The 24921-nt window shown below is 73.5% G+C and carries 32 protein-coding genes; 19 read left to right on the top strand and 13 right to left on the bottom strand.

What is annotated here, in order from left to right; all coding sequences use genetic code 11:
- Positions 1 to 10 precede the first annotated feature (10 nt).
- From QI554_RS15555 to QI554_RS15540, 4 genes are all read right to left on the bottom strand, one after another.
- Entirely contained in the window at positions 11 to 412 is a 402-nt protein-coding gene (locus QI554_RS15555) for a hypothetical protein (RefSeq protein WP_281470424.1), read from the bottom strand.
- Positions 413 to 510: 98 nt separating this feature from the next.
- Positions 511 to 1317, bottom strand: a complete 807-nt coding sequence (locus QI554_RS15550; protein ID WP_281470422.1) for a hypothetical protein — start codon at positions 1315 to 1317, stop codon at positions 511 to 513.
- 91 nt (positions 1318 to 1408) lie between these two features.
- Positions 1409 to 1903: an SRPBCC family protein gene (locus QI554_RS15545; RefSeq protein ID WP_281470420.1), complete on the bottom strand. Its 495-nt coding sequence runs from the start codon at positions 1901 to 1903 to the stop codon at positions 1409 to 1411.
- A gap of 102 nt (positions 1904 to 2005) precedes the next feature.
- Positions 2006 to 2923 carry a LysR family transcriptional regulator gene (locus QI554_RS15540; RefSeq protein ID WP_281470418.1) on the bottom strand — a complete coding sequence of 306 codons (918 nt, stop codon included), beginning with the start codon at positions 2921 to 2923 and terminating at the stop codon, positions 2006 to 2008.
- A 275-nt stretch (positions 2924 to 3198) separates the two neighbouring features.
- On the opposite strand from QI554_RS15540, the gene QI554_RS15535 reads away from it, so the two are divergent.
- Positions 3199 to 4140: an amidohydrolase family protein gene (locus QI554_RS15535; RefSeq protein ID WP_281470416.1), complete on the top strand. Its 942-nt coding sequence runs from the start codon at positions 3199 to 3201 to the stop codon at positions 4138 to 4140.
- 102 nt (positions 4141 to 4242) lie between these two features.
- Here the strand turns inward: QI554_RS15535 and QI554_RS15530 are convergent, their stop codons facing one another.
- The gene (locus tag QI554_RS15530) at positions 4243 to 4539 is read right to left on the bottom strand and encodes a DUF1330 domain-containing protein (protein ID WP_281470414.1); all 297 of its coding nucleotides are present in this window, start codon (positions 4537 to 4539) and stop codon (positions 4243 to 4245) included.
- A gap of 162 nt (positions 4540 to 4701) precedes the next feature.
- Between QI554_RS15530 and QI554_RS15525 the strand changes: the two genes are divergently transcribed.
- From QI554_RS15525 to QI554_RS15500, 6 genes are all read left to right on the top strand, one after another.
- Positions 4702 to 5196, top strand: coding sequence for a MarR family winged helix-turn-helix transcriptional regulator (locus tag QI554_RS15525; RefSeq protein WP_281470412.1), 495 nt, complete (start codon positions 4702 to 4704; stop codon positions 5194 to 5196).
- A 64-nt stretch (positions 5197 to 5260) separates the two neighbouring features.
- Positions 5261 to 5998, top strand: coding sequence for a class I SAM-dependent methyltransferase (locus QI554_RS15520; RefSeq protein WP_281470410.1), 738 nt, complete (start codon positions 5261 to 5263; stop codon positions 5996 to 5998).
- 81 nt (positions 5999 to 6079) lie between these two features.
- Entirely contained in the window at positions 6080 to 6541 is a 462-nt protein-coding gene (locus tag QI554_RS15515) for an SRPBCC family protein (protein ID WP_281470408.1), read from the top strand.
- Entirely contained in the window at positions 6538 to 6882 is a 345-nt protein-coding gene (locus tag QI554_RS15510) for an ArsR/SmtB family transcription factor (RefSeq protein ID WP_281470405.1), read from the top strand. The genes QI554_RS15515 and QI554_RS15510 overlap by 4 nt, the downstream gene beginning before the upstream one ends.
- A 93-nt stretch (positions 6883 to 6975) precedes the next feature.
- Complete coding sequence (locus QI554_RS15505) at positions 6976 to 7419, top strand: SRPBCC family protein (protein ID WP_281470404.1); 444 nt, start codon at positions 6976 to 6978, stop codon at positions 7417 to 7419.
- Between the two features lie 101 nt (positions 7420 to 7520).
- The gene (locus QI554_RS15500) at positions 7521 to 8093 is read left to right on the top strand and encodes a CYTH domain-containing protein (RefSeq protein ID WP_281470402.1); all 573 of its coding nucleotides are present in this window, start codon (positions 7521 to 7523) and stop codon (positions 8091 to 8093) included.
- Positions 8094 to 8100: 7 nt separating this feature from the next.
- Here the strand turns inward: QI554_RS15500 and QI554_RS15495 are convergent, their stop codons facing one another.
- Together QI554_RS15495 and QI554_RS15490 are read right to left on the bottom strand one after the other, a co-directional pair.
- Positions 8101 to 8850, bottom strand: a complete 750-nt coding sequence (locus QI554_RS15495) for an alpha/beta hydrolase (protein WP_281470400.1) — start codon at positions 8848 to 8850, stop codon at positions 8101 to 8103.
- A gap of 133 nt (positions 8851 to 8983) precedes the next feature.
- Entirely contained in the window at positions 8984 to 9403 is a 420-nt protein-coding gene (locus tag QI554_RS15490; protein ID WP_281470398.1) for a MarR family winged helix-turn-helix transcriptional regulator, read from the bottom strand.
- 99 nt (positions 9404 to 9502) lie between these two features.
- Here QI554_RS15490 and QI554_RS15485 point away from each other — a divergent pair, with 99 nt between their 5' ends.
- A complete protein-coding gene (locus QI554_RS15485; protein ID WP_281470396.1) occupies positions 9503 to 10324 on the top strand; it encodes an SDR family NAD(P)-dependent oxidoreductase in 822 nt (273 codons plus the stop codon).
- Between the two features lie 272 nt (positions 10325 to 10596).
- Here the strand turns inward: QI554_RS15485 and QI554_RS15480 are convergent, their stop codons facing one another.
- Positions 10597 to 11217: a TetR/AcrR family transcriptional regulator gene (locus QI554_RS15480; RefSeq protein ID WP_281470394.1), complete on the bottom strand. Its 621-nt coding sequence runs from the start codon at positions 11215 to 11217 to the stop codon at positions 10597 to 10599.
- 82 nt (positions 11218 to 11299) lie between these two features.
- Between QI554_RS15480 and QI554_RS15475 the strand changes: the two genes are divergently transcribed.
- Complete coding sequence (locus QI554_RS15475; RefSeq protein ID WP_281470391.1) at positions 11300 to 12124, top strand: dienelactone hydrolase family protein; 825 nt, start codon at positions 11300 to 11302, stop codon at positions 12122 to 12124.
- Positions 12125 to 12240: 116 nt separating this feature from the next.
- On the opposite strand, the gene QI554_RS15470 is transcribed toward QI554_RS15475, so the two are convergent.
- Both QI554_RS15470 and QI554_RS15465 read right to left on the bottom strand, forming a co-directional pair.
- Positions 12241 to 12708: a YybH family protein gene (locus QI554_RS15470; RefSeq protein ID WP_281470389.1), complete on the bottom strand. Its 468-nt coding sequence runs from the start codon at positions 12706 to 12708 to the stop codon at positions 12241 to 12243.
- Positions 12709 to 12768: 60 nt separating this feature from the next.
- On the bottom strand, positions 12769 to 13428 hold the full coding sequence (locus QI554_RS15465) for an LUD domain-containing protein (protein WP_281470387.1): 660 nt from the start codon (positions 13426 to 13428) through the stop codon (positions 12769 to 12771).
- Positions 13429 to 13581: 153 nt separating this feature from the next.
- Between QI554_RS15465 and sigJ the strand changes: the two genes are divergently transcribed.
- The 5 genes from sigJ (at position 13582) to QI554_RS15440 (ending at position 17641) form a co-directional block, all read left to right on the top strand.
- Positions 13582 to 14520 carry an RNA polymerase sigma factor SigJ gene (sigJ, locus tag QI554_RS15460; RefSeq protein WP_281470385.1) on the top strand — a complete coding sequence of 313 codons (939 nt, stop codon included), beginning with the start codon at positions 13582 to 13584 and terminating at the stop codon, positions 14518 to 14520.
- Between the two features lie 107 nt (positions 14521 to 14627).
- The gene (locus QI554_RS15455; protein WP_281470384.1) at positions 14628 to 15206 is read left to right on the top strand and encodes a carboxymuconolactone decarboxylase family protein; all 579 of its coding nucleotides are present in this window, start codon (positions 14628 to 14630) and stop codon (positions 15204 to 15206) included.
- A gap of 8 nt (positions 15207 to 15214) precedes the next feature.
- Positions 15215 to 16105, top strand: a complete 891-nt coding sequence (locus QI554_RS15450; RefSeq protein WP_281470382.1) for an RNA polymerase sigma-70 factor — start codon at positions 15215 to 15217, stop codon at positions 16103 to 16105.
- Positions 16106 to 16508: 403 nt separating this feature from the next.
- Positions 16509 to 17213, top strand: a complete 705-nt coding sequence (locus tag QI554_RS15445; RefSeq protein ID WP_281470380.1) for a hypothetical protein — start codon at positions 16509 to 16511, stop codon at positions 17211 to 17213.
- 50 nt (positions 17214 to 17263) lie between these two features.
- A complete protein-coding gene (locus tag QI554_RS15440) occupies positions 17264 to 17641 on the top strand; it encodes a hypothetical protein (RefSeq protein WP_281470378.1) in 378 nt (125 codons plus the stop codon).
- Between the two features lie 142 nt (positions 17642 to 17783).
- Here QI554_RS15440 and QI554_RS15435 read toward each other — a convergent pair whose 3' ends face one another.
- Positions 17784 to 18092, bottom strand: a complete 309-nt coding sequence (locus tag QI554_RS15435; protein WP_281470376.1) for a putative quinol monooxygenase — start codon at positions 18090 to 18092, stop codon at positions 17784 to 17786.
- 359 nt (positions 18093 to 18451) lie between these two features.
- Here QI554_RS15435 and QI554_RS15430 point away from each other — a divergent pair, with 359 nt between their 5' ends.
- A complete protein-coding gene (locus QI554_RS15430; RefSeq protein WP_281470374.1) occupies positions 18452 to 19282 on the top strand; it encodes a glutamate racemase in 831 nt (276 codons plus the stop codon).
- Positions 19283 to 19610: 328 nt separating this feature from the next.
- Here QI554_RS15430 and QI554_RS15425 read toward each other — a convergent pair whose 3' ends face one another.
- The gene (locus QI554_RS15425) at positions 19611 to 20483 is read right to left on the bottom strand and encodes an alpha/beta fold hydrolase (RefSeq protein ID WP_281470372.1); all 873 of its coding nucleotides are present in this window, start codon (positions 20481 to 20483) and stop codon (positions 19611 to 19613) included.
- A gap of 73 nt (positions 20484 to 20556) precedes the next feature.
- Between QI554_RS15425 and QI554_RS15420 the strand changes: the two genes are divergently transcribed.
- The 3 genes from QI554_RS15420 to QI554_RS15410 all read left to right on the top strand — a co-directional run bounded on the left by QI554_RS15420 (position 20557) and on the right by QI554_RS15410 (position 22713).
- Positions 20557 to 21177 (top strand): helix-turn-helix domain-containing protein, encoded by a 621-nt coding sequence (locus QI554_RS15420; protein ID WP_281470370.1) that lies wholly within the window; start codon positions 20557 to 20559, stop codon positions 21175 to 21177.
- Positions 21178 to 21259: 82 nt separating this feature from the next.
- Positions 21260 to 22297, top strand: a complete 1038-nt coding sequence (locus QI554_RS15415; RefSeq protein WP_281470368.1) for a zinc-dependent alcohol dehydrogenase family protein — start codon at positions 21260 to 21262, stop codon at positions 22295 to 22297.
- A 26-nt stretch (positions 22298 to 22323) separates the two neighbouring features.
- Positions 22324 to 22713 carry a hypothetical protein gene (locus QI554_RS15410; RefSeq protein WP_281470366.1) on the top strand — a complete coding sequence of 130 codons (390 nt, stop codon included), beginning with the start codon at positions 22324 to 22326 and terminating at the stop codon, positions 22711 to 22713.
- 18 nt (positions 22714 to 22731) lie between these two features.
- Here the strand turns inward: QI554_RS15410 and QI554_RS15405 are convergent, their stop codons facing one another.
- On the bottom strand, positions 22732 to 23727 hold the full coding sequence (locus QI554_RS15405) for a GlxA family transcriptional regulator (RefSeq protein ID WP_281470364.1): 996 nt from the start codon (positions 23725 to 23727) through the stop codon (positions 22732 to 22734).
- 147 nt (positions 23728 to 23874) lie between these two features.
- Here QI554_RS15405 and QI554_RS15400 point away from each other — a divergent pair, with 147 nt between their 5' ends.
- Positions 23875 to 24804 (top strand): NAD-dependent epimerase/dehydratase family protein, encoded by a 930-nt coding sequence (locus tag QI554_RS15400; protein WP_281470362.1) that lies wholly within the window; start codon positions 23875 to 23877, stop codon positions 24802 to 24804.
- Positions 24805 to 24921: the final 117 nt, after the last annotated feature.

Genomic DNA, 24921 nt, shown 5'->3' with positions numbered 1-24921 from the left:
GCCCGTCGGCTCAGCTCAGCGCGCCGAGCACGGCGCGGCCCTCGGCGGCGGCCGCGACGTAGAACCGGGCGATCTCCAGGAAGCCGGTCCAGCCCTCGGCGGCCAGGCCGTCGGCGACGCGGCGGACGTCGTCGGGGCCGAGGACGAACGCGGGCCCGTAGCCGTTGTCGGAGCCCTCGACGAGCGGGCGGTCGGTGCCGGTCGCGGCGGCCAGTGCCGGATAGGCGCGGGTCCAGTCGGCGGTGCCCTCTTCGGTCTCGGCGCGGCCTTCGGCGATGTCGCCGAGCGCGCGGTAGTCCTCGGCGTGGCGGCCGGCGGTGCCGTCGAGGAGGCCGGCGACCGACTCCGGCCGTGTACGGGCCTCGTCGGCGGCCGCCGGGTCGAGCTTCACCAGTGTCAGCCATATGGACATGGCCGGTCCCTCCCGATCGTGGTCCGCGACGCCTTGGCGGGCGTCCGGAACGTACCGGGCGCGGCTGACAACCAGCTGTGCGACCGTGCCGGCGCCCGCTACTTCTGGGCGGCCTTGATCTTCTCCACCTGCGCCTTCACCACGGCGTCGGGCACCCATTCGGGCTTCCCGGACTTCTGCATGCCGACGAACTGGATCAGCACCTCGCCCGAGCGCACGATCTGCATGCGCCCGGGGAGTTCCGCCGACTGGCCCGGCTGGGAGGTGGTGATGTCGAGGTAGAGCACGGCGTCGCCGAGGCTCTTGGGGGTCCTGTCGGACCGCGCGGCCTTGTAGATGAACGCGTTGTCGCCGTCGGTCGCGTTGACGGTCCCGCAGGAGGACCCGGGGCCGGTCTCCTTCACCACGTCGTCGAGGAGCTTGGTGGCGACGCCGGAGTACTGCTCCATCGAGACGAAGTACTGGGCGTCCTTGGACGAACCGTTCGTAAGCACGCCGTTCCCGGTCGCCGTCGGCGCGGCCTTCGGGTCGCCCGAGACCAGGTCGACGATCGCCTGGCACCCGGCGGGCGTGGCGTTGAGTTTGCTCGGGGACACCGTCGAGCCCGGCTTGACCGTCCAGCCGCTCGGCATGTCGGACTGGACGAGGAGCGCGGCCTTGAGCTGGTCTGCCGTCAGCGCCTTGGCCGCTCCGCCGCCGGACACGGCAGCACCGGAGGAGCCACCACCGGACGGCGCACCCGACCCGGCCGCGGGCTGCGCCGCCGCGGCCGGGTCGGCCTTGCCGCCGCCCGTACCGCCCTTGGCGTCCTTGTCGTCGCCCCCGATCTTGCAGGCGGACGCCGCGAACAGCAGCGGGACGAGGGACACCGCGGCGGCGGCGGAGCGCAGGCGTGCAGGCAGCATCGGGTCGGTCCTTACGAGGTGGAGGCGCTGAACGAGCGGGACACGGAAACTACGGGTGCGACGGCGGCCGCAGGCCGCCCGACGTGCACCGTCAGGACTCGGCGGCGCGCTTGACCGACGTGAGCCAGTGCTCAAGCTGCGTCTGGAGTTTCGCCGAGTTGTAGAACAGCGTGGCGAACAGTCCCGCCATCGACTCCTCGGTGCGCAGCAGGGTGCAGCCGGACGCGGTGAGCGACAGCAGGTGCCGGTGCACGACGTTGGCGCCGGACGAGCTGCCGGTCCAGGTGATCTCGCGTTCCGGGTCGACGACGGCGAAGCGCGACCTGATGGCGGCGCGGCCCATCCGCCAGGTGAAGCGGGTGCCGGGCGCGACGGGGCCGTCGACCAGGACGTCGCTGATGTTCGGGTCGAACAGGTGCCATCCGGCGGGGTCGGCCAGCACCTCCCACACGCACTCCGGCGGCGCCTTCACCTCGATCTCGAAGTCCGCGAGGATCGGCGCCTTTTCGTCACGTCGGCCGCGCTGCGCGTACTCGGTGTGCAGGACGTCGACGGCGGGGCCGCGGTAGAACAGCCGGCTGGGCATGGCGATCCTCGGAATTCCAGTACTGGTAGGGGGTGTTCCCAGTCTGGAGAGGCCGCCGGCCATGATCAACGCCTGTCTGCTGCACGCGCGTTTCACCTGGCATCACGATCCGCCGACCTCCGCGACGGTGTCCGCGAACCCGTTCGCGACGCGCGCGATCTGCACCGGTGTCTCGGTGGACCACAGGGAGACGACGGACATCGGGCCGACGCCGGTCACCGGAACCTCCACGACGCCGGGGCGCGGGTAGCGGTCGAGCAGGCCGCCGAAGGTGAGGTGCGCCGCGCCTTCGTGGACGACCGCCCGGATCGCCTCCTCGAGGTACACGGTGTTGAGCCAACGCAGCGCCATGGGCCTGCCGTTCGGGGTCACCCGCGGCGTCCAGACCCGGGAGACGCCCTCCGGCAGCTCGCCGAACGCGATGACCTCGTGCGCGGCGAGTTCCTCGACGTCGACCGAGGCGCGGACCGCGAGCGGGTGGTCGGCGCCGACGAGGACGACGCGCGGCACCCGGGCGGCGACCGGCCCGATGTGCATGCCGCGCAGCCCGAGCAGCGCGGGCTCCCCCGGCAGCCAGGTGACGAACACGTCCACGGGCCAGTCCTGGTGCAGCCAGCGCAGCACCTCGGACGTCGGGTACTCGGACTTCACGACGCGCCACGAGGTGTACCGCTCCTCGAACGCCGCGATGCTCTTGTCGACCAGTTCCGGTGGCAGCGTCGTGGAGAAGCCGACCCTGAGCACCGAGCCGCGCGGCTCGGCGGCGTCCCGGACCTGGGCGATGGCCCGTTGCATCCACGTGTACGCGGGGCACAGTTCGGCGAACAGCCGCCGCCCCGCCTCGGTCAGCTTGACCTCGCGGCTCGTGCGTTCGAACAGCGTGGTCCGCACGCGCCGCTCGAACGCCCGCACGAGTCCGCTGACCCGCGACGTCGACACCCCGAGCCGTTCCCCGGCCCGTCCGAAGTGCAGTTCCTCCGCGACCGCGAGGAACGCCTCCACTTCCCGGATGTCCAGCACGTCTCCCACCCCTCCCGAGCCCTGCACGATCCCGTGCCGTTCGCGGCGCCCCGCGCACGCTAACGAGCGCATTGCGATTCAACCGTTAGCCGAGTACAGGGCATTCCGGCCGCGGGTAAAGATCACGCCAGGCCGGCTCCGCGCCGCGTGGCGCTGGTCACGCCATCGTGATGCCACGCGAAACGAGGGTGCAGCGATCCGTCGTTGATCATGGTCCGGCGCGAAACCAGACTGGCGTTCACCCCCCTTTTTTCCGACGCTCCGAAGGACACCCCTTGCGCATCGACGTGCACGCCCACCTGTGGACCGACGAGTACCTCGACCTGCTCGACTCGTTCGGCCGCGACGACACCGGGACGCAGCGCGACACCGGCGCGGGCGCGACGCCCGGTGAGCTGGAGGCCCGCTTCGCGCTCAACGACAGCGCGGGGATCGCGCACCAGGTGCTGTCGGTGTCCCCCCAGGTGCCGCACTTCGCCGAGCGGCGGCACGCGGTCACCGCGGCCCGGTTCGCGAACGACCTGTACGCGGACGTCGTCGCCGCGCACCCGGAGCGGTTCTCGGCGTTCGCCGCGCTGCCGCTCCCGCACGTGGACGACGCGCTCGTCGAACTCACCCGCGCCCTCGACGACCTGGGCATGGTCGGCGTCGCCGTCACGACCGACGTCCTCGGCACGACGCTCGCCGACCCCGCGTTCGCGCCGGTCCTCGCCGAGCTCGACCGGCGCGGCAGCGTGCTGTACGTGCACCCGTCGGGGCACGACGCGGACACGCCGCTGATCGGCGAGCACCGCATGCGCTGGATGGTCGGCGCGCCGATGGAGGACACCATCGCGGTGATGCACATGATCCTCGCGGGCGTCCCCGCCGCCTATCCCCGGCTGCGGATCATCAACTCGCACCTGGGCGGCGCCCTGCCGATGCTGCTCCAGCGCGCCGACAACCAGTACCAGTGGGAGTCGCCCGGCACGCCGGAGAAGCCGAGCGTCGCGGCGCGGCGGATGTGGTTCGACACGGTCAGCCACGGGCACGTGCCCGCGCTGCGCGCCGCGGCCGAGTCGTTCGGCGCGGACCGGCTCGTGCTCGGGACGGACTTCCCGTACCAGAGCGGCGACCTGCTGCGCCGCGCCGTGACCTCGGTCCAGGACGCACTCTCCGCGGACGACGCGGCGGCCGTGCTCGACCGCAACGCCGCGGAGCTGTTCGGCCGGCACTGAGCGGGGCGGCGGCCCGCACCCCTGGCGGGGGGTGCGGGCCGCCGGCCTTTCCGACCCCGAGGCCCCGAGGCCCCGGGGCGCCGGGGCGCCGGGCCGCGGGGCTCAGGCGGCGAGGCCGGCCACGAGGTTGACGTCGACGGGGTGCCCCATGGTCTCGACGCGCCAGCCGGCCAGCTCCTGGTAGGCGTCCGACGCGTACCAGGCGCGGGCGGCGTCCGCGGACGGGAACGCGACGAGCGCCATCCGGGTGTAGTCCACGCCGCCCTCCAGCCGCTCCGGGGCGCCGAACGCCAGGAGCCGGCCCTCGTGCTCGGCGAGCGTCGCGCCGACGTTGGCGAGGTAGTGGCCGAGGTCGGCGTCGGGGGTCGTGTCGGTCCTGACGAAGAGGACGTAGTGCATGGCGTGCTCCTTGGTTCCGGTGTCCGTGCCGTGGAAGGCCCTTCACAAGACTCTTCCATCACGAACATTTCGACGCCGAACTGTTTGACATCAGGGATGTTACGCCGCACGGCACACCGGCGTCAAACGTTTCGACATCGAAGGGACTGTTAGGCTCACGCCATGGACGACGCGGTCGACGGGATCATCGAGCGGTGGGGCGCGGTCCGCCCCGACCTGGACACGGCGCCGATCGGCGTGGTGGTCCGGATCTTCCGCGCGGCACGGCTGCTCGACCAAGGCGTCAAGGAGTACTTCGAAGCGCACGGCCTCGAGGCCTGGGAGTACGACGTCCTGACGACCCTGCTGCGCGCGGGCGGCGGCGGCACGCTGCGCATGTCCGACCTGGCCGGCGCGGCGATGATCTCCCCTGCGGCGCTGACCAATCGCGTCGACCGGCTCGTCGCCAAGGGCCTCGTCACGCGCGCGACCGACCCGGAGAACCGGCGGCTCGTCCGCACCACGCTGACCGAGGAGGGCCGCCGCATCGCCGACGGCCTCATCGGCGGCCACATCGCGAACGAGCTCGCCCTCATCGACGGCCTGACCCCGGCCGAACAGGCCACCCTCGCCAAGCTGTTGCGCAAACTCCTGCTGTCGCTGGACGACCGCGCCTGAGCCGGACCACGGGCTCGGCGAACGCCGAGACCGCCCCCGCCGACACCGCGAAGGACCCCGTCGCATGAACCAGCACCCCACCGGTCCGGACGGCGGCGCGGGCGACGACCCCGCCGCGCAGGCCGCGCTCGCCGCCGCGTACTGGGACGCCGAGTTCGCCGCGGGCCGCTTCCTCGACATGGCGCCCGACGCGTTCGTGGACGACGTCCTCGGCGCCGCCCGCACCCACGGCCTGCTCCCCGGCCCCGGCCTGTACATCGGCCCGGGCAACGGCCGCAACCTCCTCCCGCTGGTGGCGGGCGGGCTGGACCTGCTCGGGCTGGACGTCTCGGCGACCGCGCTCGCCGCGATCCGCGAGCGGGCCCCGGAGCGGGCCGGGCGCCTGGCCCACGGCGACCTGTCGACGCTCCGGCCCGACGAGCGCTTCCCCGTGGTCGTCGGCATCAACGTCTTCCAGCACGGCGACCGCGACACCGCACACGCCCACATCCGCGCGGCCCTCGAACGCGTCGCGCCCGGCGGCCTGTTCGCGCTGCGCGTCAACGCGGTCGGCACGCGGGTCGGCCGCCCGCACGAGATCGCCGAGGAACACCCCGACGGCTCGCACACCATCCGCTACACCGACGCCGACGCCCACGCGCCCGGCCTGCTCTCGCACTACTTCTCCGGCCCCGAGCTGGCGGAACTGCTCGCCGACCGGGAGCCCGTCCTGCCGTTGACGCTGGACGACGTGGACGCGGTCACGCGCCGCCCCGGGGCGTGGCGCCGCTGGCAGGCCGTCGTCCGCCGACCGAACCTCTAATCCCGCAACCTTTGGTTGCACATGACGGAGGATTGATCTACAGTCATGTGCAACCAAAGGTTGCGAAAGGAGGAGGTCGCCATGGAGTACGGCACCATCGAGCGGGAGATCCACATCGAGGCGTCGCCCGAGGTGGTCTACCAGGTCATCAGCAGGCCCGAGCACCTGCGCGAGTGGTGGCCCGACGACGCGGACCTCGACCCCGTGCCTGGCGGCACGGGCACCATCAGCTTCGGCGACAGCGCCACTCCGACCCACGTCTCCCCGGTCACCGTGATGGAGGCCGACCCGCCGCGGCGGTTCTCCTTCCGGTGGGTGTACGAGGAGGACGAGGTCGCGGCCGCGGACAACTCGCTGCTGGTGACGTTCGAACTGGTCCCGTCCGACGGCGGCACGCTCCTGCGCTTCTGCGAGTCCGGCTTCCGGGAGAAGGGCTGGGAGGCGGCCGTCCTCGAAGAGGCGTACAACGACCACGCCCGGGGATGGGAGCACTTCCTGCCCCGCCTGGTCACCTATGCGGAGAAGCTGGCGTCGACGCCATGAGCACCGCCATCGACGACGAGCTCTGGTCGGCGGTGGGCGACCCCATCCGGCGACGCATGCTCGACCTGCTGCTGAGCGGCGGGGGCGGGACGGCCACCACGCTGAGCGAGCAACTGCCGGTCACCCGGCAGGCGGTGGCCAAGCACCTGGGGGTCCTCGACCGCGTCGGGCTGGTGCACGCGACACCGTCCGGGCGCGAGCGCCTCTACGAGGTCGACGAGGCCCAGCTCGCCCGCGCGGTCGCCCAGCTGTCGTCCGTCGGCGCCGCGTGGGACGCCCGACTGCGGCGCATCAAGCGCATCGCGGAAGCGATCCAGCGTGCCCAGGAGCAGCAGGGCTGACCCCGGCCGGCGCCGGGCGCCCCGCGCCGCGCCGCGAGCCACGCAAACGATCCCAACGAACCGAGAACGAACCCGAGAGAGAAGGTGTCGAAAATGGTGGACATCCTGCACCGGATCGGCGTCGTGTCGCCGTCCCCGGACGCCGTCTACGCGGCCCTGACCACGATCGACGGCCTCGCGGCCTGGTGGACCGAGGACACCACGGGCGACCCGGCGGTCGGCGGTGTGGTCAAGTTCCGCTTCCCGCCAGGCGGCTTCGACATGAAGGTCCTGGAGACCACGCCCAACGAGCGTGTGCTGTGGGAGGTCGTCGACGGCCCCGAGGAGTGGATCGGCACGCACATCAGTTTCGACCTCAAGCAGGCGGGCGACTACACCGTCGTGCTGTTCAAGCAGGCGGGGTGGAAGGAGCCGGTGGAGTTCATGTACCACTGCAGCACCAAGTGGGCGACCTTCCTGCTGAGCATCAAGCAGCTCGTCGAGACCGGCAAGGGCGAGCCCTCGCCGAACGACGTCCGGATCAGCGACTGGCACTAGCCACCACCACCGAGGACCGGCCCGCGACCCCCACCGCGGGCCGGTCCTCGCTGATTAGGCGCGAAGCCGCGATCCGAGTTGGCCGCCGATACGGTTGCCCGATGGCAGTCGAGGCGGGCAGGGCCGGCACGGTCGGCGCCGACGGCGTACGGGCGGGCAAGTACGCGCTGGTCGAACGCGAGCGGCGGTTCCTGCTCGCCGGCCCGCCGGACCTCGCGGCCGTGACGGTCGCCCGGACGATCACCGACCGGTACGTGCACGGGACCCGGCTGCGGCTGCGCCGGGTGGACTACGCCGACGGGCGCGTCGAGCTCAAGCTCACGCAGAAGGTCCCGGCGGGGCTGCCCGGGGCGGTGCGGGGCCTGATCACCAACACCTACCTGTCCCCCGCCGAGTACGACGTGCTGGCGGCGCTGCCGGCGGACGTCCTGCGCAAGTCGCGGCTGAGCGTCCCTCCGCTGGGCGTGGACGTGTTCGAGGGTCCGCTGCGGGGGCTGGTCGTGGCCGAGGCCGAGTTCGCGACCGACGAGGAGGCGGAGGCGTTCCCGGCGCCCGCCGCCTCCGTCGCCGAGGTGACCGACGACCCGCGCCTCGCGGGGGGCCGGCTGGTCACGGCGTCCCGGACGGAGCTGCTGGGCTGGCTGGCCGAGTACGGGCTGCGCCCGGCCGGGTGACCCGCGTTCAGGCGGGCGGGAGCTGCAGCCGGAGCCCGTCGTCGTCGGTGGCCTTGCCGGCGTCGGCGAGGGCGTCGGCCATGGGGCCGGCCGTGCGTCCGACGACGAGGGCGGTGAACGCGGCGACCAGGTCGGTCCACACCTCGTGTCCGCGGACCATCGCGTGTCCGGCGCCGGGCACTTCGACGCGGCACACCGAGGCCCCGGTGGCGCGCAGCCGCCGGGCGTAGGCGAGCGAGTCGGAGGGGTCGGTGACGTTGTCGGCGAGGCCGTGCACCAGCAGGACCGGGCGCTCCCCCACGGCCGGCAGCGGCTCGCCCTGGGGCGTCCACGGCGCGAGTGCGGCGACCGCGGCGACGCCGGGCAGGTCGGCGACACGCAGCGCGGTGCGGCCGCCCATGGAGTGGCCGAGCAGCATGACGGGGGTCTGCGGGTAGGTGTTCCGCACGGTCTCGAGCGCCCAGCGGGCATCGGCGACCGGATGGGCCTCGGCGCCGTTCCAGCCGCGCAGGCGGTAGCGCAGGACGGCGACGTCGAGCGTCGGATAGTCGCGGGTGGTGAGCGAGCGGCGCTGGAGCTCGCGCCCCATGTGCGCCATGCGCTGGTACGCGAGGTGTCTGCGTGACGCGGGCCCGACGTCCCGCGCGCGTCCGCCGGGCAGCACGAGCAGGACCAGCTCGGGCGCGCCCGCGGGGGCGGGGCGCAGCGCGAGGTGGGGCATGCGGGAGGAGGACGCGGCGGTCGTGCGGTCGGTCATGGTGGGCTCAACGGTCTCACAAGACGCGGGGATCCGTGGGGCACCTGCCGCGACGCCCTGGAAGGGTCACCGCCACGGCCGACCGGGCCGTGTTCGTCGTCCTCACCGGGTGCGGTCCCGGTTCGCGCCGACGTCACGCGTCCAGGATCCGTTGCAGCAGGCCGCGCAACGTCTCGCGTTGCCGTGTGGTGAGGGGGCTCAACGGGTCGGCGGCGAAGGGCATCCGCACGCGGAGGTCGGCGGCGATCGCGCGGCCGGCCTCGGTGGCTGCGACGCGCTTGACCCGGCGGTCGGCCGGGTCGAGGCCGCGCTCGACCAGGCCGCGGGATTCCAGACGGTCGATGATCGCGGTCGTGTTGGACGGCTCGGCGTGCAGCCGCTCGGCGATCCGGCGCATCGGGACGGGCTCCTCGGCCGCGAGCAGCGCCTTGGCCTGCTGCGGGGTCAACCCGTGGGCGGCCGCGGCGGCCTCGGACTCCTGGGCGTAGCGGCGGTTGACGGCCGCGAACAGGGCGACGACCTCCGGGGTCAGCTCATCGGGTGGAGTGGACATGAAGCCGAGCCTACCCAGGTGTTTGACAAGCGAAATATCGTCCGTAATAGTTATGGTCAATATTAGTTATGAATCATAAGCATCTGGAGACGATCCGACGTGAGCACCAAGACCGCCCTCATCACGGGCACCTCCTCCGGCATCGGCCTGGCCACCGCCGTCGCCGCCGCGCGAGCCGGGCTGCGTGTCATCGCGACGATGCGTGACACCGCGAAGGCGGGCCCGCTGCTCGCCGCGGCGGAGCAGGCCGGTGTCACCGTCGACGTGCGGGCGCTGGACGTGACCGACCCGGCCTCCGTCCAGGCGTGCCTCGACGGCCTCGACCGGCTGGACGCGGTGGTCAACAACGCCGGGGCGGGCCACGTGGGCACGCTCGAGCAGGAGAGCGTCGACGACGTGCGCGCGGTCATGGAGGTCAACTTCTTCGGCGTCCTGCACGTCACCAAGGCCGCGCTGCCGCTGCTGCGCGCGAGCGGGGGCCGCGTGGTGACCGTGACCAGCGTCGGCGGAGTGATCGGCCAGCCCTTCAACGAGGCGTACTGCGCCGCCAAGTTCGCGGTCGAAGGCTTCATGGAGTCCCTCGCGCCCGTCGCGGCCACCGCGGGCGTTTCCGTCAGCATCGTCGAACCCGGCGCGGTCGCCAGTGAGTTCGTCAGCAACGTCGGCCTTCCCGCCGACGCCGTCGAACAGGCCGGCCCCTACGCGCCGGCCCTGTCCGCCTACCTGGACCGCACCCGCGCCGCCTTCGCCGCCGCCCAGACCGCCGACGACGTGGCAGGGCAGATCGTCGAACTGCTGGCTGCCGACCGGCCCGCATTCCGCGTCCTGACCTCCGACGCCGCACGGGCCTTCGCCGGGACGAAGCTCAAGGACCTCGACGGTTCGGCCGTCCAGGCGCTGACCACGGCCTGGGTCGCCTGACCCGCCCCGGACCCGAGGCAGGTCAGGCGGGTGCGGTCGGCTCCGCGCGGGCGAGTTCCGTCCACCGGCGCACCTCGTCGGCGTGGCCGCCTGAGGCCGTCGAACGCGTTCCAGCACCAGCGGGCGAGACGTGGGACCGGGAGACCTTCAGTGACCGTGACCTCGGTGAACGGGCATCTCATCCTCAACACGTCGCCCGCACGGTACCGAACGCCGTCAACGCTGCGAGCGCCTGAGTCCGCCTGACCGTCCACGGTGCCCGAGTGTCGGCGTCAAGCGCCGAGCACGTCCAGGGACAGGCGTCTGGCGCGCTCCAACTCGACCTCGTCGCCGAAGAGTTGGTAGCGGGTGTTGGCGGCGCGCAGGTACGCGTCGATACGAAAGGCGTCGTCGGTCGGAGAGTCGCTGCCGGCAGCGGACAGTTCGGCCTCCAGCAGGTCGAGCCATTCGCGGGCGAGGCCGCGGACCGCGTCGGCGACGGGGCCTTCGCGGCGGCCGTATTCGACCGAGGTCGCGGTGATGAAGCACCCGCCGGGGAAGACGCCGTCGCGCAGGTAGGCGACCCAGTTGTCGAGCAGGGCCCGGAGTCGGGGCGCACCCGGAGCGGCGGGCCACGACGGCTCGACGACGTGCCGCAGGTACAGGGTGCGGGCCTCGGCGACCGCGGCGATCTGGATGGCTTCGCGGTTGGCGAACACCGTGAGGATGCCGCTTTTGCTGTGCCCGGTCCGGGCGGCGAGCGCGCCGACGGTGATGGCGTCCAGGCCGTGGACGGTCGCGGACATGGCGGCCTGCCGGGCGACGTCGTGTCGGGTCCGGTCGCCGCGGGCGCGGCGCCCGTCGGCGCGCGGTGCGGGGAGGTCCGCGGCGGGGTCGGTGGTGTCGGAGGCCATCCGCCGATTGTATGCGACCGATCGGTCGTGTAGCGTCCCGCGATAATTACGACCGATCGATCGCATAGTGGGGGCACGGATCATGGGTTTCGGCGGCGGTGCCGGACTGGACGACTTCGCCAAGCGCGTGGTGTCGCTGGGCGGCGACGAGAAGACCGTCTACGTGGCCGGGAGCGGTCCCGCGGTGGTGGTGATGCCCGAGATGCCGGGCATCAGCCCCGACGTGCTGCGCTTCGCCGGATGGGTACGCGACGCGGGTTTCACCGTCTACGTGCCCTCGCTCTTCGGCGTCGACGGGGCGTACCCCACCGTCGAGCTCGCCGAGCCGATCCTCAAACGGGCGTGCGTCAGCAAGGAGTTCAGGGCCTTCGCCGGCGGCGGTACGAGCCCGGTGGCGGTGTGGCTGCGCGCGCTGGCCAGGACCGCGCACGACGAGTGCGGCGGCCCGGGCGTCGGCGCGGTGGGAATGTGCTTCACCGGCAACTTCGCGCTGACCATGACGCTGGAACCGTCCGTCATCGCCCCGGTCCTCGGCCAGCCCTCGCTGCCCCTGGACGACCCGGCCGCCCTGGAACTGTCGTCCGAGGACGCGGCCGCCATCCGCGAGCGCTTCGAGCGCGACGGACTCACCGCACTCGGCCTGCGCTTCGACAACGACAAGTGGTGCACCGGCCAACGCTTCGCCGCCTACACACAACTCCTCGGCGACCGCTTCGACGCCCGCGTCCTCCCCGGCGAATGCGCCAACCCCGAACCCCCGCCGTTCTTCCGCGACATGGTCCGGACCCCGCACAGCGTGGTCACCGCACACCTCGTCGACGAGGAAGGCCACCCCACCGTGCGGGCCCGCGACGAAGTCCTCGCCTTCCTCCGCGCCCGCCTGCTCCCCGCCCCCACCACGGCCTGACGGCGCTGGACCGCAGGTCGGCACAAAGGCCGGGCGAGCAGCATGTCACCTGACCGGCAGTCCGTTCGGAACGTTGGTCGCCGAGCGTCCGCGCAGCAGGGCCTGGCGGGCGGCGTTCAGCCCGTGCCGGGCGGCTGCGGGGCGTCGGGTTCGAGATCGACGACCGCCTTGCCGCTCACGATGTCGAGCGGCACCGAGACCTGGTCGTGCGTGATCAGCCAGGTGCCGTCGATCTTCCGGAAGCCGTACGTGACCCTGACCCACATGCCGGTCACCGTCGTCCCGTTCTTCAGCCTGCCGCCGAGACGGGCGAAGGCGTGTCCGAAGGCCACCTCGTCGCCCACGGCGAGGGTCAGGCGGCGGACCTCGTAGGTCACGGTGTCGAAGGACGCGAACACCGGCGCCCAGTTCCTGAGTTTCGCCGCCACCCCCACGGTCTGGAGCGGCGGCTCGACGTCGAAGGACACGATGTCCGTTGCGTACACCTGTTTCAGGACGTCGGGATCCTTGGCCTGGAGTCCTTCGACGATCGTGTCGACCTGCCTGCGGATCCCGGCCTCGTCCGCTTCGCGTTGCGCTGGCATTGCCGCCCTGCCCTCCGTTCGTTGGACCGCCCGCCCCGGTGCGGACGGCTTCGTCTCGGTTCAGAATCCGATGGCTTCGCGGAGCAGCAGGACAACGCCGCGCCCGGGCTGGTGTTCCGCGTTGAGGACCAGAAGCCGGTTGACGGCGCTGGGCCACCCGTAGGCCTCCTGGGTGCGGGCGCTTTCCAACGGCAGGCAGTGCTCTTCGACGCGCCGCAACGCGGTGTCCAGGTCGGGGACCACCTTCTGCGCCCCGACGATCCAGATCGCGCGGGCGGCGCCGCCGGCGTTGCCGGGCAGCTGGCTTCCACTGCCCGACGCGATCACGAGGGAGCCGGTCTCGGTGACCGCGTGGACGCTGCCCACGATGACGTCGGGCGCGGCGGTCAGCCGCCGGATCTCGTCCATCTGCGTCCCTCGGTCCATCGCCAGGACCTGGGGCCTGACGGCGTTGTACCGCCCGCCGGCGTTGATGTCCTCGTCGATGCCGGACAGGCGGAGGGTCTCGCTGGCCCCGGTGAACACGCCGGCGCCCTCGGGGATCAGGTCCTTGATCCGGGTGCGCGCGGCGGCGGCCCCGTCCAGGACCTCCACGGTGAAACCGTGCGCGGTCAGCGCGGCGGCCGCCCGCTCCAGACGCTGTGCGGACACCGGTTCGCTGAACGCCTGACCGGTGGAGGACGGGTCGGTGAACGGCCCCGCCGGCATCGAGGTGGTCATGATGGGCTCCCTGCTCGCTGGGTGGTCTGTTGGCCTCAGCGGGTCCGACAACACAGCCCCCCGGAATGTCAGGCCACGCGCCGGCCTCACAATCCGGCGGGCCGCGTTGTCGAACAGGTGGACACCGAAGCGACCGAGGGAGCCGGCGGCACCATGACCATCCGATCCGAGCCGGGACACGGCCGGCCCGATCCGGGCCTGGACGCGATCATGAGCGAGCGGCGTCAGCTGATCAACGTCGCCTACCGGCTCCTGGGCTCCCTGACCGAGGCCGAGGACGCCGTCCAGGAGGGCTTCACGCGCTGGTACGCCATGTCCCGACGGGAACAGGACGCCATCGCGTCCCCCGGGGCCTGGCTGACGACGGTCGTCGGCCGCATCTGCCTCAACCTGCTCGGCTCCGCCCGGGCCCGGCGGGAAACCTACGTCGGCGAATGGATCCCCGAGCCGCTGCCCGAACGTACGGAGTGGATCGGCGCGCGCCCCGGCGGCGCCGTCGTCGACCCGGCCGACCGGATCACCCTCGACGAGTCCGTCAACCTGGCCTTCCTGGTCATGCTCGACGCGATGACCCCGGCCGAACGCGTCGCGTTCATCCTGCACGACGTCTTCTGCCACTCCTTCGCCGAAGTGGCCGAGGTCGTCGGCCGCACCCCGGCGGCCTGCCGCCAACTGGCGTCCTCGGCCCGCCGCCGCATACGGGCTTCGCGGCCTTCCGCGACCCCGGCGGCCCAACGCGCCCGAGTCGTCGGGGACTTCAAGCAGGCATGGGAGGCCAAGGACATCGACGCCCTCATCCGCCTGCTCGACCCCGACGCCACGGCGATCGCCGACGGCGGCGGCCTCGCCACGACCTTCCTGCATCCCATCCGCGGCGGCGAGCGGATCGCGCACGCCTGGGTCGAAATCGCCCGCCGGAGGACCGGCGACACGACGCTCGTGGAACGTACGGTCAACGGCCAGCCCGGTCTGGTGACCCGGCAGGACGGCGTCACCGTGACGGTGTTCGCGTTCGACGTCGTGGGCGAACGGATCCAGCGCATCTGGGTGGTGCGCAACCCGGAGAAACTCCGCCGCTGGACGACGGACTGAGGAGCAGGCGCCTGGCACGAGGTCGCCGACGACGAACCGCGTATGTCACAACCGGCGGGCGGGCGGTGTCTTCATGGCGAAGCAGGAACGCCTACCAGGAGGACACCATGGCACTGCGGCTTCCGAAGGCCGAGCTCCCCGCCGAGCTCAGGGAGAACATGATCAAGCAGCTGGGCGCGGTTCCGGAGAACGTGGAGGTGAACTGGAACAGCCCCCGCGTCACGCAGGACAACCTCGAGTTCGGGGGCCGGGTCGGCGCGTGGGACGCGGTCGACGCGGGCCTGAAGTCGTTCGCGCACATGGCGGTCGCGGCGCAGGTCGGGTGCAGCTGGTGCCTGGACGTCGGCTACTTCCAGGCGATCCACCAGGAGCTGGACCTGGCGAAGGCGAGCCAGGTGCCGCGGTGGCGGTACGCGGACGTGTTCACGCCGCTGGAGCGCGACGTGATGGCGTACGCCGAGGCCATGACCGACACGCCGCTCACGGTGACCGACGAGCAGTACGCGGACCTGCTCGACCGGCTGGGCGCCGCGGCGATGGTCGAGCTGACCGCGTTCGTCGCGTACGTCAACCTGGCGACCCGGGCCAACGTCGCGAACGGCGTGGCCTCGCAGGGCTTCTCCGCGGCCTGCGAGGTCCCGCTGGCCACGCGCCCCGGCTCCTCGGACGCGGCGCCGGCGGCATGATCGACGGCATGACGCACAGCTCGACCGCCGCGCCCGCCGACCCGGCCGACGACCCGTTCGTCGGGCTGCGGACGCTGCTGTTCACCGTCGCGTACGAGATGCTCGGCTCGGCGGCGGACGCGGAGGACGTGCTGCAGGAGTCCTGGCTGCGCTGGGCCGAGACCGACCGGGCGCAGGTGCGGGACCCGCGCGCGTACCTGATCCGGGTGGTCACGCGGCAGGCGCTCAACCGGCTGCGCACGGTGTCGCGGCGCCGCGAGGACTACGTCGGCGAGTGGCTGCCCGAGCCGCTGCTGACCGGTCCGGACGTCGCCGAGGACGTCGAGCTGGCGGAGAGCGTCTCGATCGCGATGCTGACCGTGTTGGAGACGCTCGGGCCGACGGAGCGGGCGGTCTTCGTGCTGCGCGAGGTGTTCGACGTGCCGTACGGCGAGATCGCGGAGGCGGTCGGCAAGTCCGCGGCCGCGGTCCGGCAGATCGCGCGGCGGGCCCGCGACCACGTGGCGGCCCGGCGGCCCCGGGTGCGGGTGAGTCACGCGGAGCAGCAGGCCGTGCTGGAGCGGTTCCTCGCGGCGCTGCGGACGGGGCGGTTGCAGGAGCTGATGGAGGTGATGGCCCCGGATGTCGTCCTGATCGCCGACGGCGGCGGCGCGGCCTCCGCGGCCCAGGCTCCCGTGCACGGCGCCGAGCTGGTCGCGACGCTGCTGTCCCGCGCGAACCGCGACGCTGCGACGTCCGCGCTGTGGCTCAACGGCGCCCCGGCGGCCCGCATCGAGCGCGACGGCCGGTCGGCGGCGGTGAGCGTCGTGGTGGAGAGCGGGCTGATCACCCGGATCTACGCGGTCGCGAACCCCGACAAGCTGGCCCGACTGGAGGAGCCGGCGCAGCTGGCGAGGTAGGCCGCGCCGCGGGTGTTCCGCTCGGCGTCGGCCGGGGCGGAACACCCGCGCGCCGGCGCGGGAGCATCGGCCCGGGGTGCAGCCTGAGGCACCCCGGGCCCCGGACATGGGCGCACGACGCCGATCACTGCCCGAACCGCCGCCACCCGCTTGGCCGTTGGGCGACCCGCATGCCGAACTATGCCGGTCTTGCATGCACTCCCGCCGGTACGCGCACCGCCGGTGACTGTTGCGCAAAGGGCCGCTACCGTCCTTGCACAGGAACGGCGTTTCGCATTGGGAAACGACCTGCCATGCACCGTGCGCTTGGGCAAATCCGCAGAGCGTCTCGGGGGGCGGGTCTGTTCACCGCCTGACGGAGGAGAACGCTGTGGAGAGTGCGTTCAACCATAGCCCTGACCGCGTGGAAGCGGAATCGGCTGTCCCGCTCGGGAATCGGCCGGACGGCGCCGACGGCGCCCCGGCGGGCGCGGACAGCCTCGTTGTGGAGGAACTGCCCAGCCGCCAGCGGCGGATGCTGCTGGCGCTGGCGGTAGCCGCCGTGGTCGTCCCCGCGGCGCTCGGCGCGCTCGCCGCCCGGCCCGAGGCCGGGCATCTGCTGACGGCGCGCGAAGCCTGGTTCCTCGCGCACGTCCTGTGCGGCGTGGTGATCGTGCACGCCTTCGCCGGCGGGCTCGCGACGCTGACCGCACGGCGGATGACGCCCGTCAAGGACGCGGTTCGGCTGCTCTCGACGGTCTCGCTGGCCGTCGTCTCGTGGCTGACGGTCGTCAGCGGGACCTGGCTCGTCTACCCCGGCTACCGGGCGAAGCCCGCACCCGGCGGGGACACCACGGACTACCCCCAGGCGTACCTGGCCGCGCACGACCTCGACTTCTGGCACGACTTCGGGATGGAGTGGAAGGAGCACGTGGGCTGGGTGACCCCGCTGCTGGCCACGGCGGTCGCCTTCGTGGCGTTCCGCTATCCGCACGTGCTCAACCGGAACGCGCGGACACGCGCGACCGCCACGACGTACTTCGTCGTCGCCTTCGCCGCCGCCGTCGTGGCGGCGGGCCTGGGCACCGCGATCAACGCGGTGGCACCGAACGGGTTCCTCGACCAATAGCGCCCGGCGCCGGACGGCGGCCGAGCGAGACGCGCGAGAGGAGTACGGCCATGGCAAGCACGCACAGTGGCACCACGTCCGGAAGTGCTGATCCCGACACCGGCCGGGAGGACGGGTACGGCGCGATCGCGGCGGCGTTCCTCGCCGCGCCCGCGGCTGCGGTCGTCCTCGGGATCAACACCGTGCTCTGCGAGGCGAGTCCGGACGTCAAGGAGTGGATGGCCTGGAACCACGACGTGGGGGCGCTCAGCGGCAAGAGCCTGATCGCGACCATCGCCTACGTCGCGGCCTGGCCGCTGCTGCACCTCGGCTTCCGACGCCGCGGTGCGGATCCCGGAAGGATCATGGCCCTCGGTGTCGCGCTGGTCGTGGCGGCACTCGTTCTGACGTTTCCGCCGTTCTTCGGGCTCTTCGCCGCGGACGAGTAGGACGCGGACACACCTGGACAACCGGCCGACACGGTCCGGTCGGCGGCGGTGAGCGCGGCTCGCACGGCAGGCCGGCGATCGGGGGTGTCCGGGGCGGTGCGGTCCGCCCGGGACACCCCCGTCGGGGAGGACGGGCCTGCCGTCAGACGGCGGCGGCGAGTTCGTAGCCGCTGCTGGTCATGTCGGCGCACAGTTCGCGGCACCGGCCGATGTACTCGGCGAAGTCCGGCCGGTCCTGCCACGCGCCGCGGGCATCGGCGTCCCGCCACGCGGCGAAGGAGACGAAGTGGTTGGGATCGCGCTGGTCGCGGAGGAGGCGGGCGTGCACGAACCCGTCGTTGGCGTCACGGGTCCAGGTCAGGAAGGCGGTCCAACGGCTGATGAACTCCTCGCCGTTGCCGTCCGCCACGTGCCAGTTTCCCGACACCCAGACGGGGCTGTGCTCGGCCATCGCCACTCCTCGCGCTCGCGTGGTCGTCCGTCCCGACAGTAGGAGCCGGACCCCGCCGATCCGCGCCACCACGCGCGCACCTCCACCGAACGGCCGCACCCGCTCGGGCGCGTGGCGCGGGGCCAGGACGACGCCGGTGACTTCGCGGGGGCCGATCGGGGGACCGCCGGACATGCCGACGGGATGTGTCCGCCGCGTCGGTGCGGTCGCCGACCGGGTGCCGCAGCAGGATGCCGTGCGCCGGCGGGTCGGCGGACAGCCCCGCAGCCGCCCGGCCCGCGGGTCCGCCGCCGCAAGGGCGGCGCGCCGCCTCCGCCACCCGGCCGACGGCGGCCGCGTCGCCCTGATACGTTCGCCGAATGATCATCGCGCTCGTCGACTCCGGACTGGGCATGCTGCCGACCGCCGGATGGCTGCGGCACCTGGTGCCCGGCAGCGACCTCGTCCTGGTCATGGACCCCGACGGCATGCCGTGGGGCGCGAAGACGGGCGAGTTCGTCACCGAGCGGCTGCTGGCCGGGGGCCGACTGGCCGCCGAGCGTGGTGCGGACGCGGTCGTCATCCCCTGCAACACGGCCACTGTGACCGCCGTCGACGAGCTGCGCGCGCACCTCGAGCCGGCGATCCCCGTCATCGGCACCGTGCCGGCAGTGAAACCCGCCGCGGCCGCCGGGCTGCCGTTCGCGGTGTGGGCGACCGAGCGGACGACGGCCAGCGACTACCAGGCCGGGCTGATCCGCCGCTTCGCCGACGGGGTTCCGGCGTACCGGATCGCGTGCCCGGGGTTGGCCGAGGCGGTCGACCGCGGCGACACGGACGCGGTCGACCTGGCCGTCGCCGACGCCGCCGCCCGCACACCCGCCGACGCCGCCGCCGTGGTGCTCGGCTGCACGCACTACCCCCTCGTCACCGACCGGATCATGAGCGCGCTGCCGCCCGGCACGGTGCTGCACGACAGCGCCGAGGCGGTCGCCCGGCAGGCGCTGCGGCGGCTGGGCCTCGACGCCGCCGCCCCGGCCCCCGACGCACCCGCGACGCCGGGCTCGGTGAGCGTCGTCCTGAGCGGCCGGGACGGCACGATGCCCGCCGCGGCCCTCACCCACCCGCTCGGCCAGGCCCTCGCGGACGCCGCGCACGTGCCAGCCACCCTCCTCACCCGCGCGGTCTCGCAGGTCCCGGCGCGGGTCTGACCTGGGCCCGTTCCAGGGCGTGTCCGGGGGTCACTGGAGCCGCTCACGCCGCGCCCAGCGCCCTTACGGCCCTCCTTCGTGCCGTGCGTCGCACGGCGCAGGGCTGGTTCGGGCCGCTGGGCGCTCGCCCTCGTTCGTCCTCGCGAGGTCCTGCGACGCGGCGCTCGGGAGGGCCGCTAGGCCGAAGGAGGGCTTGGGAGGGCCGCTAGGCCCGGAGCAAGGCCCGGCGGGCGGTGCCAGGCGGCGTGAGTGGTGCCAAGATCCCCCAGAAACGCCCCAGTTCCCGCGCCCCCGCGAGGCGGCCCGGCACGCTCGCGCCGCCCCCGGCTCAGGTGCGCGGGGCGCCCGCGAGTTCGGCCCACGTGACGAGTTCGACGACCGCTTCCGCGACGTCCTGCGGCCGCTCGGCCTGGATGAGGTGGCCGGAGTCGACCCGCTCGTACCGCGCGTTCGGGAGGTCCCGCGCCCAGAGCCGCTGGTGTTCGGCGACGTCGGCGTGCTGCCGCGCGCGGCCCCGCTCGGGGCGGCCGGCGGAGAGCAGGACGATGGGGCAGATCGGCGGGGCGGGCGGTGCGAGGCGGAAGCGCGGGATGGCGGCGGCCACGGCCTTGAGCTCCTTGCGGGTCTGGGCGATGCCGGCCGGGACGAAGTCCTCGGCGAGCATCGTCGCGTAGGTGTCCGGCGGGAACACCCGGCGGATCCGGCCGCTGGCCAGGCGCGCGAGCAGGCGTGAGCGGAACAGCTGCTGCATGACGCCCAGCACGCGGTCGACCTTCGCGGCGGTCTGGTCGAACGTGTCGTAGACGGGTGCCTGTTCGGGCGTCGGGTCGACCAGCAGCAGGCCGCGGAGCCGGGCACCGAGCCGTTCGGCCGCGCGGCGCGTGACGAGCCCGCCCATGCTGTGCCCGACGAGGACCAGCGGCGCCCCGTCGGGGACGACGGCCTCGACCAGCGCCGCGAGGTCGGCGGCCATGTCGTCGACGTCGAGCGGTCCTTCGACGCGCCCGCTGCGGCCGAACCCGGCGCGGTCGTACGCCACCAGCCGCGCGCGGTCGGCGAGTGACGGCAGCACCGCGTCCCAGCTCGCGCGCCCGAGCCCCTGGCCGGCCTCGAAGACGACGCAGGCCGCCCCCGCGCCGGACTCCTCCACGTACACCGACCGGCCGTTGACCGCTACGACCCGCCCCTCTGCCTGGCGCATGCACCCTCCCTGACGAACGACCACCGAACGTTTTCAACTTTGATAACGGTATCACTCGTGAAATAGTAAGGCCGTGGACACCGTCGACCTGCTCCTCCACCCGGTCCGCCTGCGCGTCGTGCACGCCCTGTCCGGGGGCCGCGAGCTCACCACGGGCGAGCTGTGCGCGCGGATGCCCGAGGTCTCGAAGGTGACCGTGTACCGGCACGTCGCGCTGCTCGCCGAGTCCGGTTTCCTGGAGGTCGCGGGCGAGCAGCGGGTGCGCGGCGCGGTCGAGCGCCGCTACCGGCTGCGCCGCGACCGCCCGGCGATCGACGGCGAAGCGGCGGCCGCCATGACGCCGGACGACCACCGGCGCGGCTTCGCCGCCGCGATGGTCACCCTCATCGCCGAGTTCAACGCCTACCTGGACCACGACGGCGCCGACCCGGTCGCGGACTCCGTCGGCTACCGGCAGGGCACGCTCTGGCTCGACCCGGACGAGCTCGCCGCGCTCCTCGGGGACCTGCTCTCGGTCCTGCACCCACGGCTCGCCAACGGGCCGGCGCCGGGCCGCAGGCCGTACCTGATCAGCCCGATCCTGTTCCCCACGGGCGCGGCGGACGAGCCGACCACCGGCGAGCCCGCTGACGAGCCCACGGGCGAGCCCGCCGCGGCGGCCGCGAACACCCCGGCGTCTGACGCCCCGAGGTAGTCCCGCTCCCCCGAACGGGGTACACGTCCTGACAGCCGCCCGGTGCGCCTTCGACGCGCCGGGGCCGACTCAGGGAGGCGTCATGGCCGCCGTACGGGAGCCGGACACGGGGACGCAGGAACGCGCCTGGATCGTGGAGACGCCAGGGCCGATCGCGGGCCGTCCGCTGCGCGAGGTGCAGCGGGCCGTGCCCGAGCCGGGGCCCGGCGAGGTGCGGGTGCGGGTCGAGGCGTGCGGGGTGTGCCGCACCGACCTGCATCTGGCCGAGGGCGACCTCGCGCCGCGCAGGCCCGGGACGGTCCCCGGGCACGAGGTCGTCGGCGTCGTGGACGCGCTCGGCCCCGGCGCGGTCCGGTTCGCGCCCGGCGACCGGCTCGGCGTCGCGTGGCTGCGGCACACGTGCGGCGTGTGCGGGTACTGCCGCGCCGGGCGGGAGAACCTGTGCGAGGCGTCGACGTACACCGGCTGGGACGCCGACGGCGGCTTCGCCGAGCACGCCGTCGTCCCCGAGGACTTCGCCTACCCGCTGCCGCCCGACGCCGACCCGGAGCACATCGCGCCGCTGCTCTGCGCCGGGATCATCGGCTACCGGGCCCTGAAGCGCGCCGAACTCCCGGACGGCGGTCGGCTCGGCATCTACGGCTTCGGCGCGTCCGCGCACCTGGCCGCGCAGATCGCGCTCGCGCAGGGCGCCACCGTCCACGTGATGACGCGCGCACCCGCCGCCCGCGACCTCGCCCTGGCGCTCGGCGCGGCGTCCGCGCAGGACACCTACGACGCCCCGCCCGAACCCCTCGACGCCGCGATCCTGTTCGCCCCCGTCGGCGACGCCGTGCCGGCCGGCCTCGAGGCGCTCGACCGCGGGGGCACGCTCGCGATCGCCGGCATCCATCTCACCGACGTTCCGGTCCTCGACTACCAGCGGCACCTGTTCTACGAGCGCCAGGTCCGCAGTGTGACCGCGAACACCCGGCAGGACGGCGCCGAGTTCCTGGAGACCGCCCAGCGGATCGGCATCAAGGCGACCACGACGCCGTATCCGCTCGGCCGCGCGGACCAGGCGCTCGCCGACCTGGCGGCCGACCGCGTGAACGGCGCCGCGGTGCTGCTCGCGGACTGAACCCGACCGTGCCCCATGATGGGCCGGTGCTGGTACAGGTGGAGCGGATCATCCCGGGCGACCCCGTACTGGCCCGCGTGGCGACGCCGTGCGGCCGTACGACGGTGCGCTGGTGCGGCGACCCGGACGCCGCGCCGGGCGCGTTCCACGTCGAGTGGACGGTCGACGAGGACCTGCTGTGGGGCGGCAACGCCCGCGCCGCTTCGGTGGCCGCGCCGGAGGTCCGCGCCGACGGCGACCGCGTGGTCCTGCGCGGTGTGCTGGACGTGACCGAGGACGGCGCGGGGGTCCTGACCCTGGCCGGCACCTTGGTCCTGCTCGACGTGGCCGCTCCCCTGCCGGACGGCGTCGACGGCACCTGGGTCGAGGTCGCCGTCGAGCGCCGGAACGCCGCGCTGTTCCCTTACCGGCTCTGAGGGGCGACGGGCGACGGGTCAGCCGTGCGGCCAGCGGGCGTACGCCGTGCGGTACGCGCTCGGGGTGAGCCCGACGCGCTGCACGAGGTGCTTGCGCAGCGAGTCCGCCGATCCGAGCCCGCTCTGCCGTGCGACCCGGTCGAGCGGCAGGTCGGTGGTCTCGAGGATCTCCAGCGCCCGGTCGACGCGCCGGTGCAGGAGCCACTGCAAGGGGCTGGTCCCGGTCTCCGCCTGGAAGCGCCGGGTGAGGGTGCGGACGCTGGTACTCGCGTGCGCCGCCATGTCGGCGACGGTGAGCGGTTCGTGCAGTCGGGTCAGCACCCACGCCCGGGTGTCGGCGAGTGCGGCGCCGCGCTCGGGCGGCAGCGGGGACTGGATGAACTGGGCCTGCGCGCCGGGGCGCGCGGGCGGGGCGACCACCAGGCGCGCGGTGGCGTTGGCGACGGCGGCGCCGTAGTCGGTGCGCACGATGTGCAGGCACAGGTCCATGCCGGCGGACAGCCCGGCGGAGGTGAGCACCTGCCCGTCGTCGACGAACAGCACGTCGCGGCGCAGCTCGACGGCCGGGAAACGGCGGGCGAACTCGCCGGACATGACCCAGAAGGTGGTGGCCGCGCGTCCGTCGAGCAGTCCGGCCTGGGCGAGCACGAACGCGCCGGTGCAGATGGACGCGATGCGCCGCCCGTCGGCCGCGGCGACCCGCAGCAGGTCGAGGACGCGCGGGTCGGCGTTGTGGCGCGCGCCGGTGCCGGTGACGAGCACGGTGTCGGCGTCGGCCGCCGCGTCGAGCCCGTGGGCGACGACGACGCCGAGTCCGCCGGTGGTGGCGACCTCGCCGGGCTCCGGCGTGCAGACGACGACCTCGTAGGCCGGCTGGGCCTCCACCATCGCGGTGCCGAAGACCAGTTCGGGGATGGACAGGTCGAACGCGGTCACCGGCGGGACGGCGACGACGGCGACCCGGTGCGGCCGGTGCTCGTCCCGCTCCCGGTGCCCCGCGTGTTCCCGGCGCACGAACCCTCCCCCGGCCGTGGCCGGAACTTCCGGATCCCTGGCCTTTCGGCCAGTACTCTACGCGTCCGGCCCGCCGCAGAGTTGTCCCGTCGCCGCACACACGCGGCCGAAACAACGGAAACCGCACCAACGTTCGGGAGAATCACCGTGGCCCTCCACATCGTCACCGGCGCCGGATCGACCGGCATCGCCACCGCCCGCCTGCTCGCCGACCGGGGCGAGCGCGTCCGCGTCGTCACCCGGCGCGGCACGGGGCCGGAGCATCCGCTCGTCGAGCGCGTCGCCGCCGACGTCACCGACCCGGACACGCTGGCCGGGCTGCTCGACGGCGCCCGTACCCTCTACAACTGCGCGGCCCCGCCGTACGACCAGTGGCGCACCGCGTTCCCGCCGCTGGCGGCGTCGCTGCTGGCCGCCGCCGAACGCACCGGCACCGACTACGTGATGCTCGGCAACGCGTACGGCTACGGCCTTCCTCACGGCCCGTTCACCCCCGGCCTCCCCATGGCCCCGGTCTCGGACAAGGGCCGGGTCCGCGCGGCGATGTGGGAGGACGCGCTCGCGGCACACGAGGCGGGGCGGGTGCGGGTCGCCGAGGTCCGGGCGAGCGACTTCCTTGCGGCCGACGCGATTTCGCTGTTCTGCCTGATGGTCGCCCCGGCCGCCCGCACCGGCGGCGCGGCGGTGTACCCGGGCGGCTTGGACGCGCCGCAGAGCTGGTCGTACACCGGCGACGTCGCCCGCACGCTGGTCGCGGTCGGCGACGCGCACGACCGCGACGAGGTGTGGGGCCGCGCGTGGCACGTCCCGTCCTCGGTGTCGACGGTGCGCGACCTCGCGGCACGCGTCGCGAAGGCCGCCGGCGCGGCCCAGCCCGAGCTGACGCGCATGACCGCCGACCAACTGGCGGCGGCCGCGGCGGCCGACTCGATCATGGGCGAGGTCGCGGAGATGGAGTACCTGTACGACGACGCGTTCCTGCTGGACGCTTCCGAGACCGAGCGGGTGCTCGGCGTGGCCGCGACGGACTTCGACGCGGTCGTACGCGAGGTGGCGGGCGCGGCGGCCGGGGAGTGAGCGCGGCGGAGTGCCCGGATCCCGGGAACCGAAACGGGCACTCCGCCGACCAGATGAGGCACTCCGTGACGTATTGGGTCCGGGCGCCGGGAACGGCGTCGGGGGCGAGTTCTACCC

Origin of the sequence: Yinghuangia seranimata, assembly GCF_029953285.1 — a bacterium.
Taxonomy (GTDB): domain Bacteria; phylum Actinomycetota; class Actinomycetes; order Streptomycetales; family Streptomycetaceae; genus Yinghuangia; species Yinghuangia seranimata.
This window is presented reverse-complemented; position numbering and strand designations above follow the sequence as displayed.

Excerpts from the sequence above, each read along its gene's own strand:
- QI554_RS15555 (WP_281470424.1), bottom strand. The coding sequence starts at position 412 with ATGTCCATATGGCTGACACTGGTGAAGCTCGACCCGGCGGCCGCCGAC.
- QI554_RS15550 (WP_281470422.1), bottom strand. The coding sequence starts at position 1,317 with ATGCTGCCTGCACGCCTGCGCTCCGCCGCCGCCGCGGTGTCCCTCGTC.
- QI554_RS15545 (WP_281470420.1), bottom strand. The coding sequence starts at position 1,903 with ATGCCCAGCCGGCTGTTCTACCGCGGCCCCGCCGTCGACGTCCTGCAC.
- QI554_RS15530 (WP_281470414.1), bottom strand. The coding sequence starts at position 4,539 with ATGCACTACGTCCTCTTCGTCAGGACCGACACGACCCCCGACGCCGAC.
- QI554_RS15525 (WP_281470412.1), top strand. The coding sequence starts at position 4,702 with ATGGACGACGCGGTCGACGGGATCATCGAGCGGTGGGGCGCGGTCCGC.
- QI554_RS15520 (WP_281470410.1), top strand. The coding sequence starts at position 5,261 with ATGAACCAGCACCCCACCGGTCCGGACGGCGGCGCGGGCGACGACCCC.
- QI554_RS15515 (WP_281470408.1), top strand. The coding sequence starts at position 6,080 with ATGGAGTACGGCACCATCGAGCGGGAGATCCACATCGAGGCGTCGCCC.
- QI554_RS15510 (WP_281470405.1), top strand. The coding sequence starts at position 6,538 with ATGAGCACCGCCATCGACGACGAGCTCTGGTCGGCGGTGGGCGACCCC.
- QI554_RS15505 (WP_281470404.1), top strand. The coding sequence starts at position 6,976 with ATGGTGGACATCCTGCACCGGATCGGCGTCGTGTCGCCGTCCCCGGAC.
- QI554_RS15500 (WP_281470402.1), top strand. The coding sequence starts at position 7,521 with ATGGCAGTCGAGGCGGGCAGGGCCGGCACGGTCGGCGCCGACGGCGTA.
- QI554_RS15495 (WP_281470400.1), bottom strand. The coding sequence starts at position 8,850 with ATGACCGACCGCACGACCGCCGCGTCCTCCTCCCGCATGCCCCACCTC.
- QI554_RS15490 (WP_281470398.1), bottom strand. The coding sequence starts at position 9,403 with ATGTCCACTCCACCCGATGAGCTGACCCCGGAGGTCGTCGCCCTGTTC.
- QI554_RS15480 (WP_281470394.1), bottom strand. The coding sequence starts at position 11,217 with ATGGCCTCCGACACCACCGACCCCGCCGCGGACCTCCCCGCACCGCGC.
- QI554_RS15475 (WP_281470391.1), top strand. The coding sequence starts at position 11,300 with ATGGGTTTCGGCGGCGGTGCCGGACTGGACGACTTCGCCAAGCGCGTG.
- QI554_RS15470 (WP_281470389.1), bottom strand. The coding sequence starts at position 12,708 with ATGCCAGCGCAACGCGAAGCGGACGAGGCCGGGATCCGCAGGCAGGTC.
- QI554_RS15465 (WP_281470387.1), bottom strand. The coding sequence starts at position 13,428 with ATGACCACCTCGATGCCGGCGGGGCCGTTCACCGACCCGTCCTCCACC.
- sigJ (WP_281470385.1), top strand. The coding sequence starts at position 13,582 with ATGACCATCCGATCCGAGCCGGGACACGGCCGGCCCGATCCGGGCCTG.
- QI554_RS15455 (WP_281470384.1), top strand. The coding sequence starts at position 14,628 with ATGGCACTGCGGCTTCCGAAGGCCGAGCTCCCCGCCGAGCTCAGGGAG.
- QI554_RS15450 (WP_281470382.1), top strand. The coding sequence starts at position 15,215 with ATGACGCACAGCTCGACCGCCGCGCCCGCCGACCCGGCCGACGACCCG.
- QI554_RS15440 (WP_281470378.1), top strand. The coding sequence starts at position 17,264 with ATGGCAAGCACGCACAGTGGCACCACGTCCGGAAGTGCTGATCCCGAC.
- QI554_RS15435 (WP_281470376.1), bottom strand. The coding sequence starts at position 18,092 with ATGGCCGAGCACAGCCCCGTCTGGGTGTCGGGAAACTGGCACGTGGCG.
- QI554_RS15430 (WP_281470374.1), top strand. The coding sequence starts at position 18,452 with ATGATCATCGCGCTCGTCGACTCCGGACTGGGCATGCTGCCGACCGCC.
- QI554_RS15425 (WP_281470372.1), bottom strand. The coding sequence starts at position 20,483 with ATGCGCCAGGCAGAGGGGCGGGTCGTAGCGGTCAACGGCCGGTCGGTG.
- QI554_RS15415 (WP_281470368.1), top strand. The coding sequence starts at position 21,260 with ATGGCCGCCGTACGGGAGCCGGACACGGGGACGCAGGAACGCGCCTGG.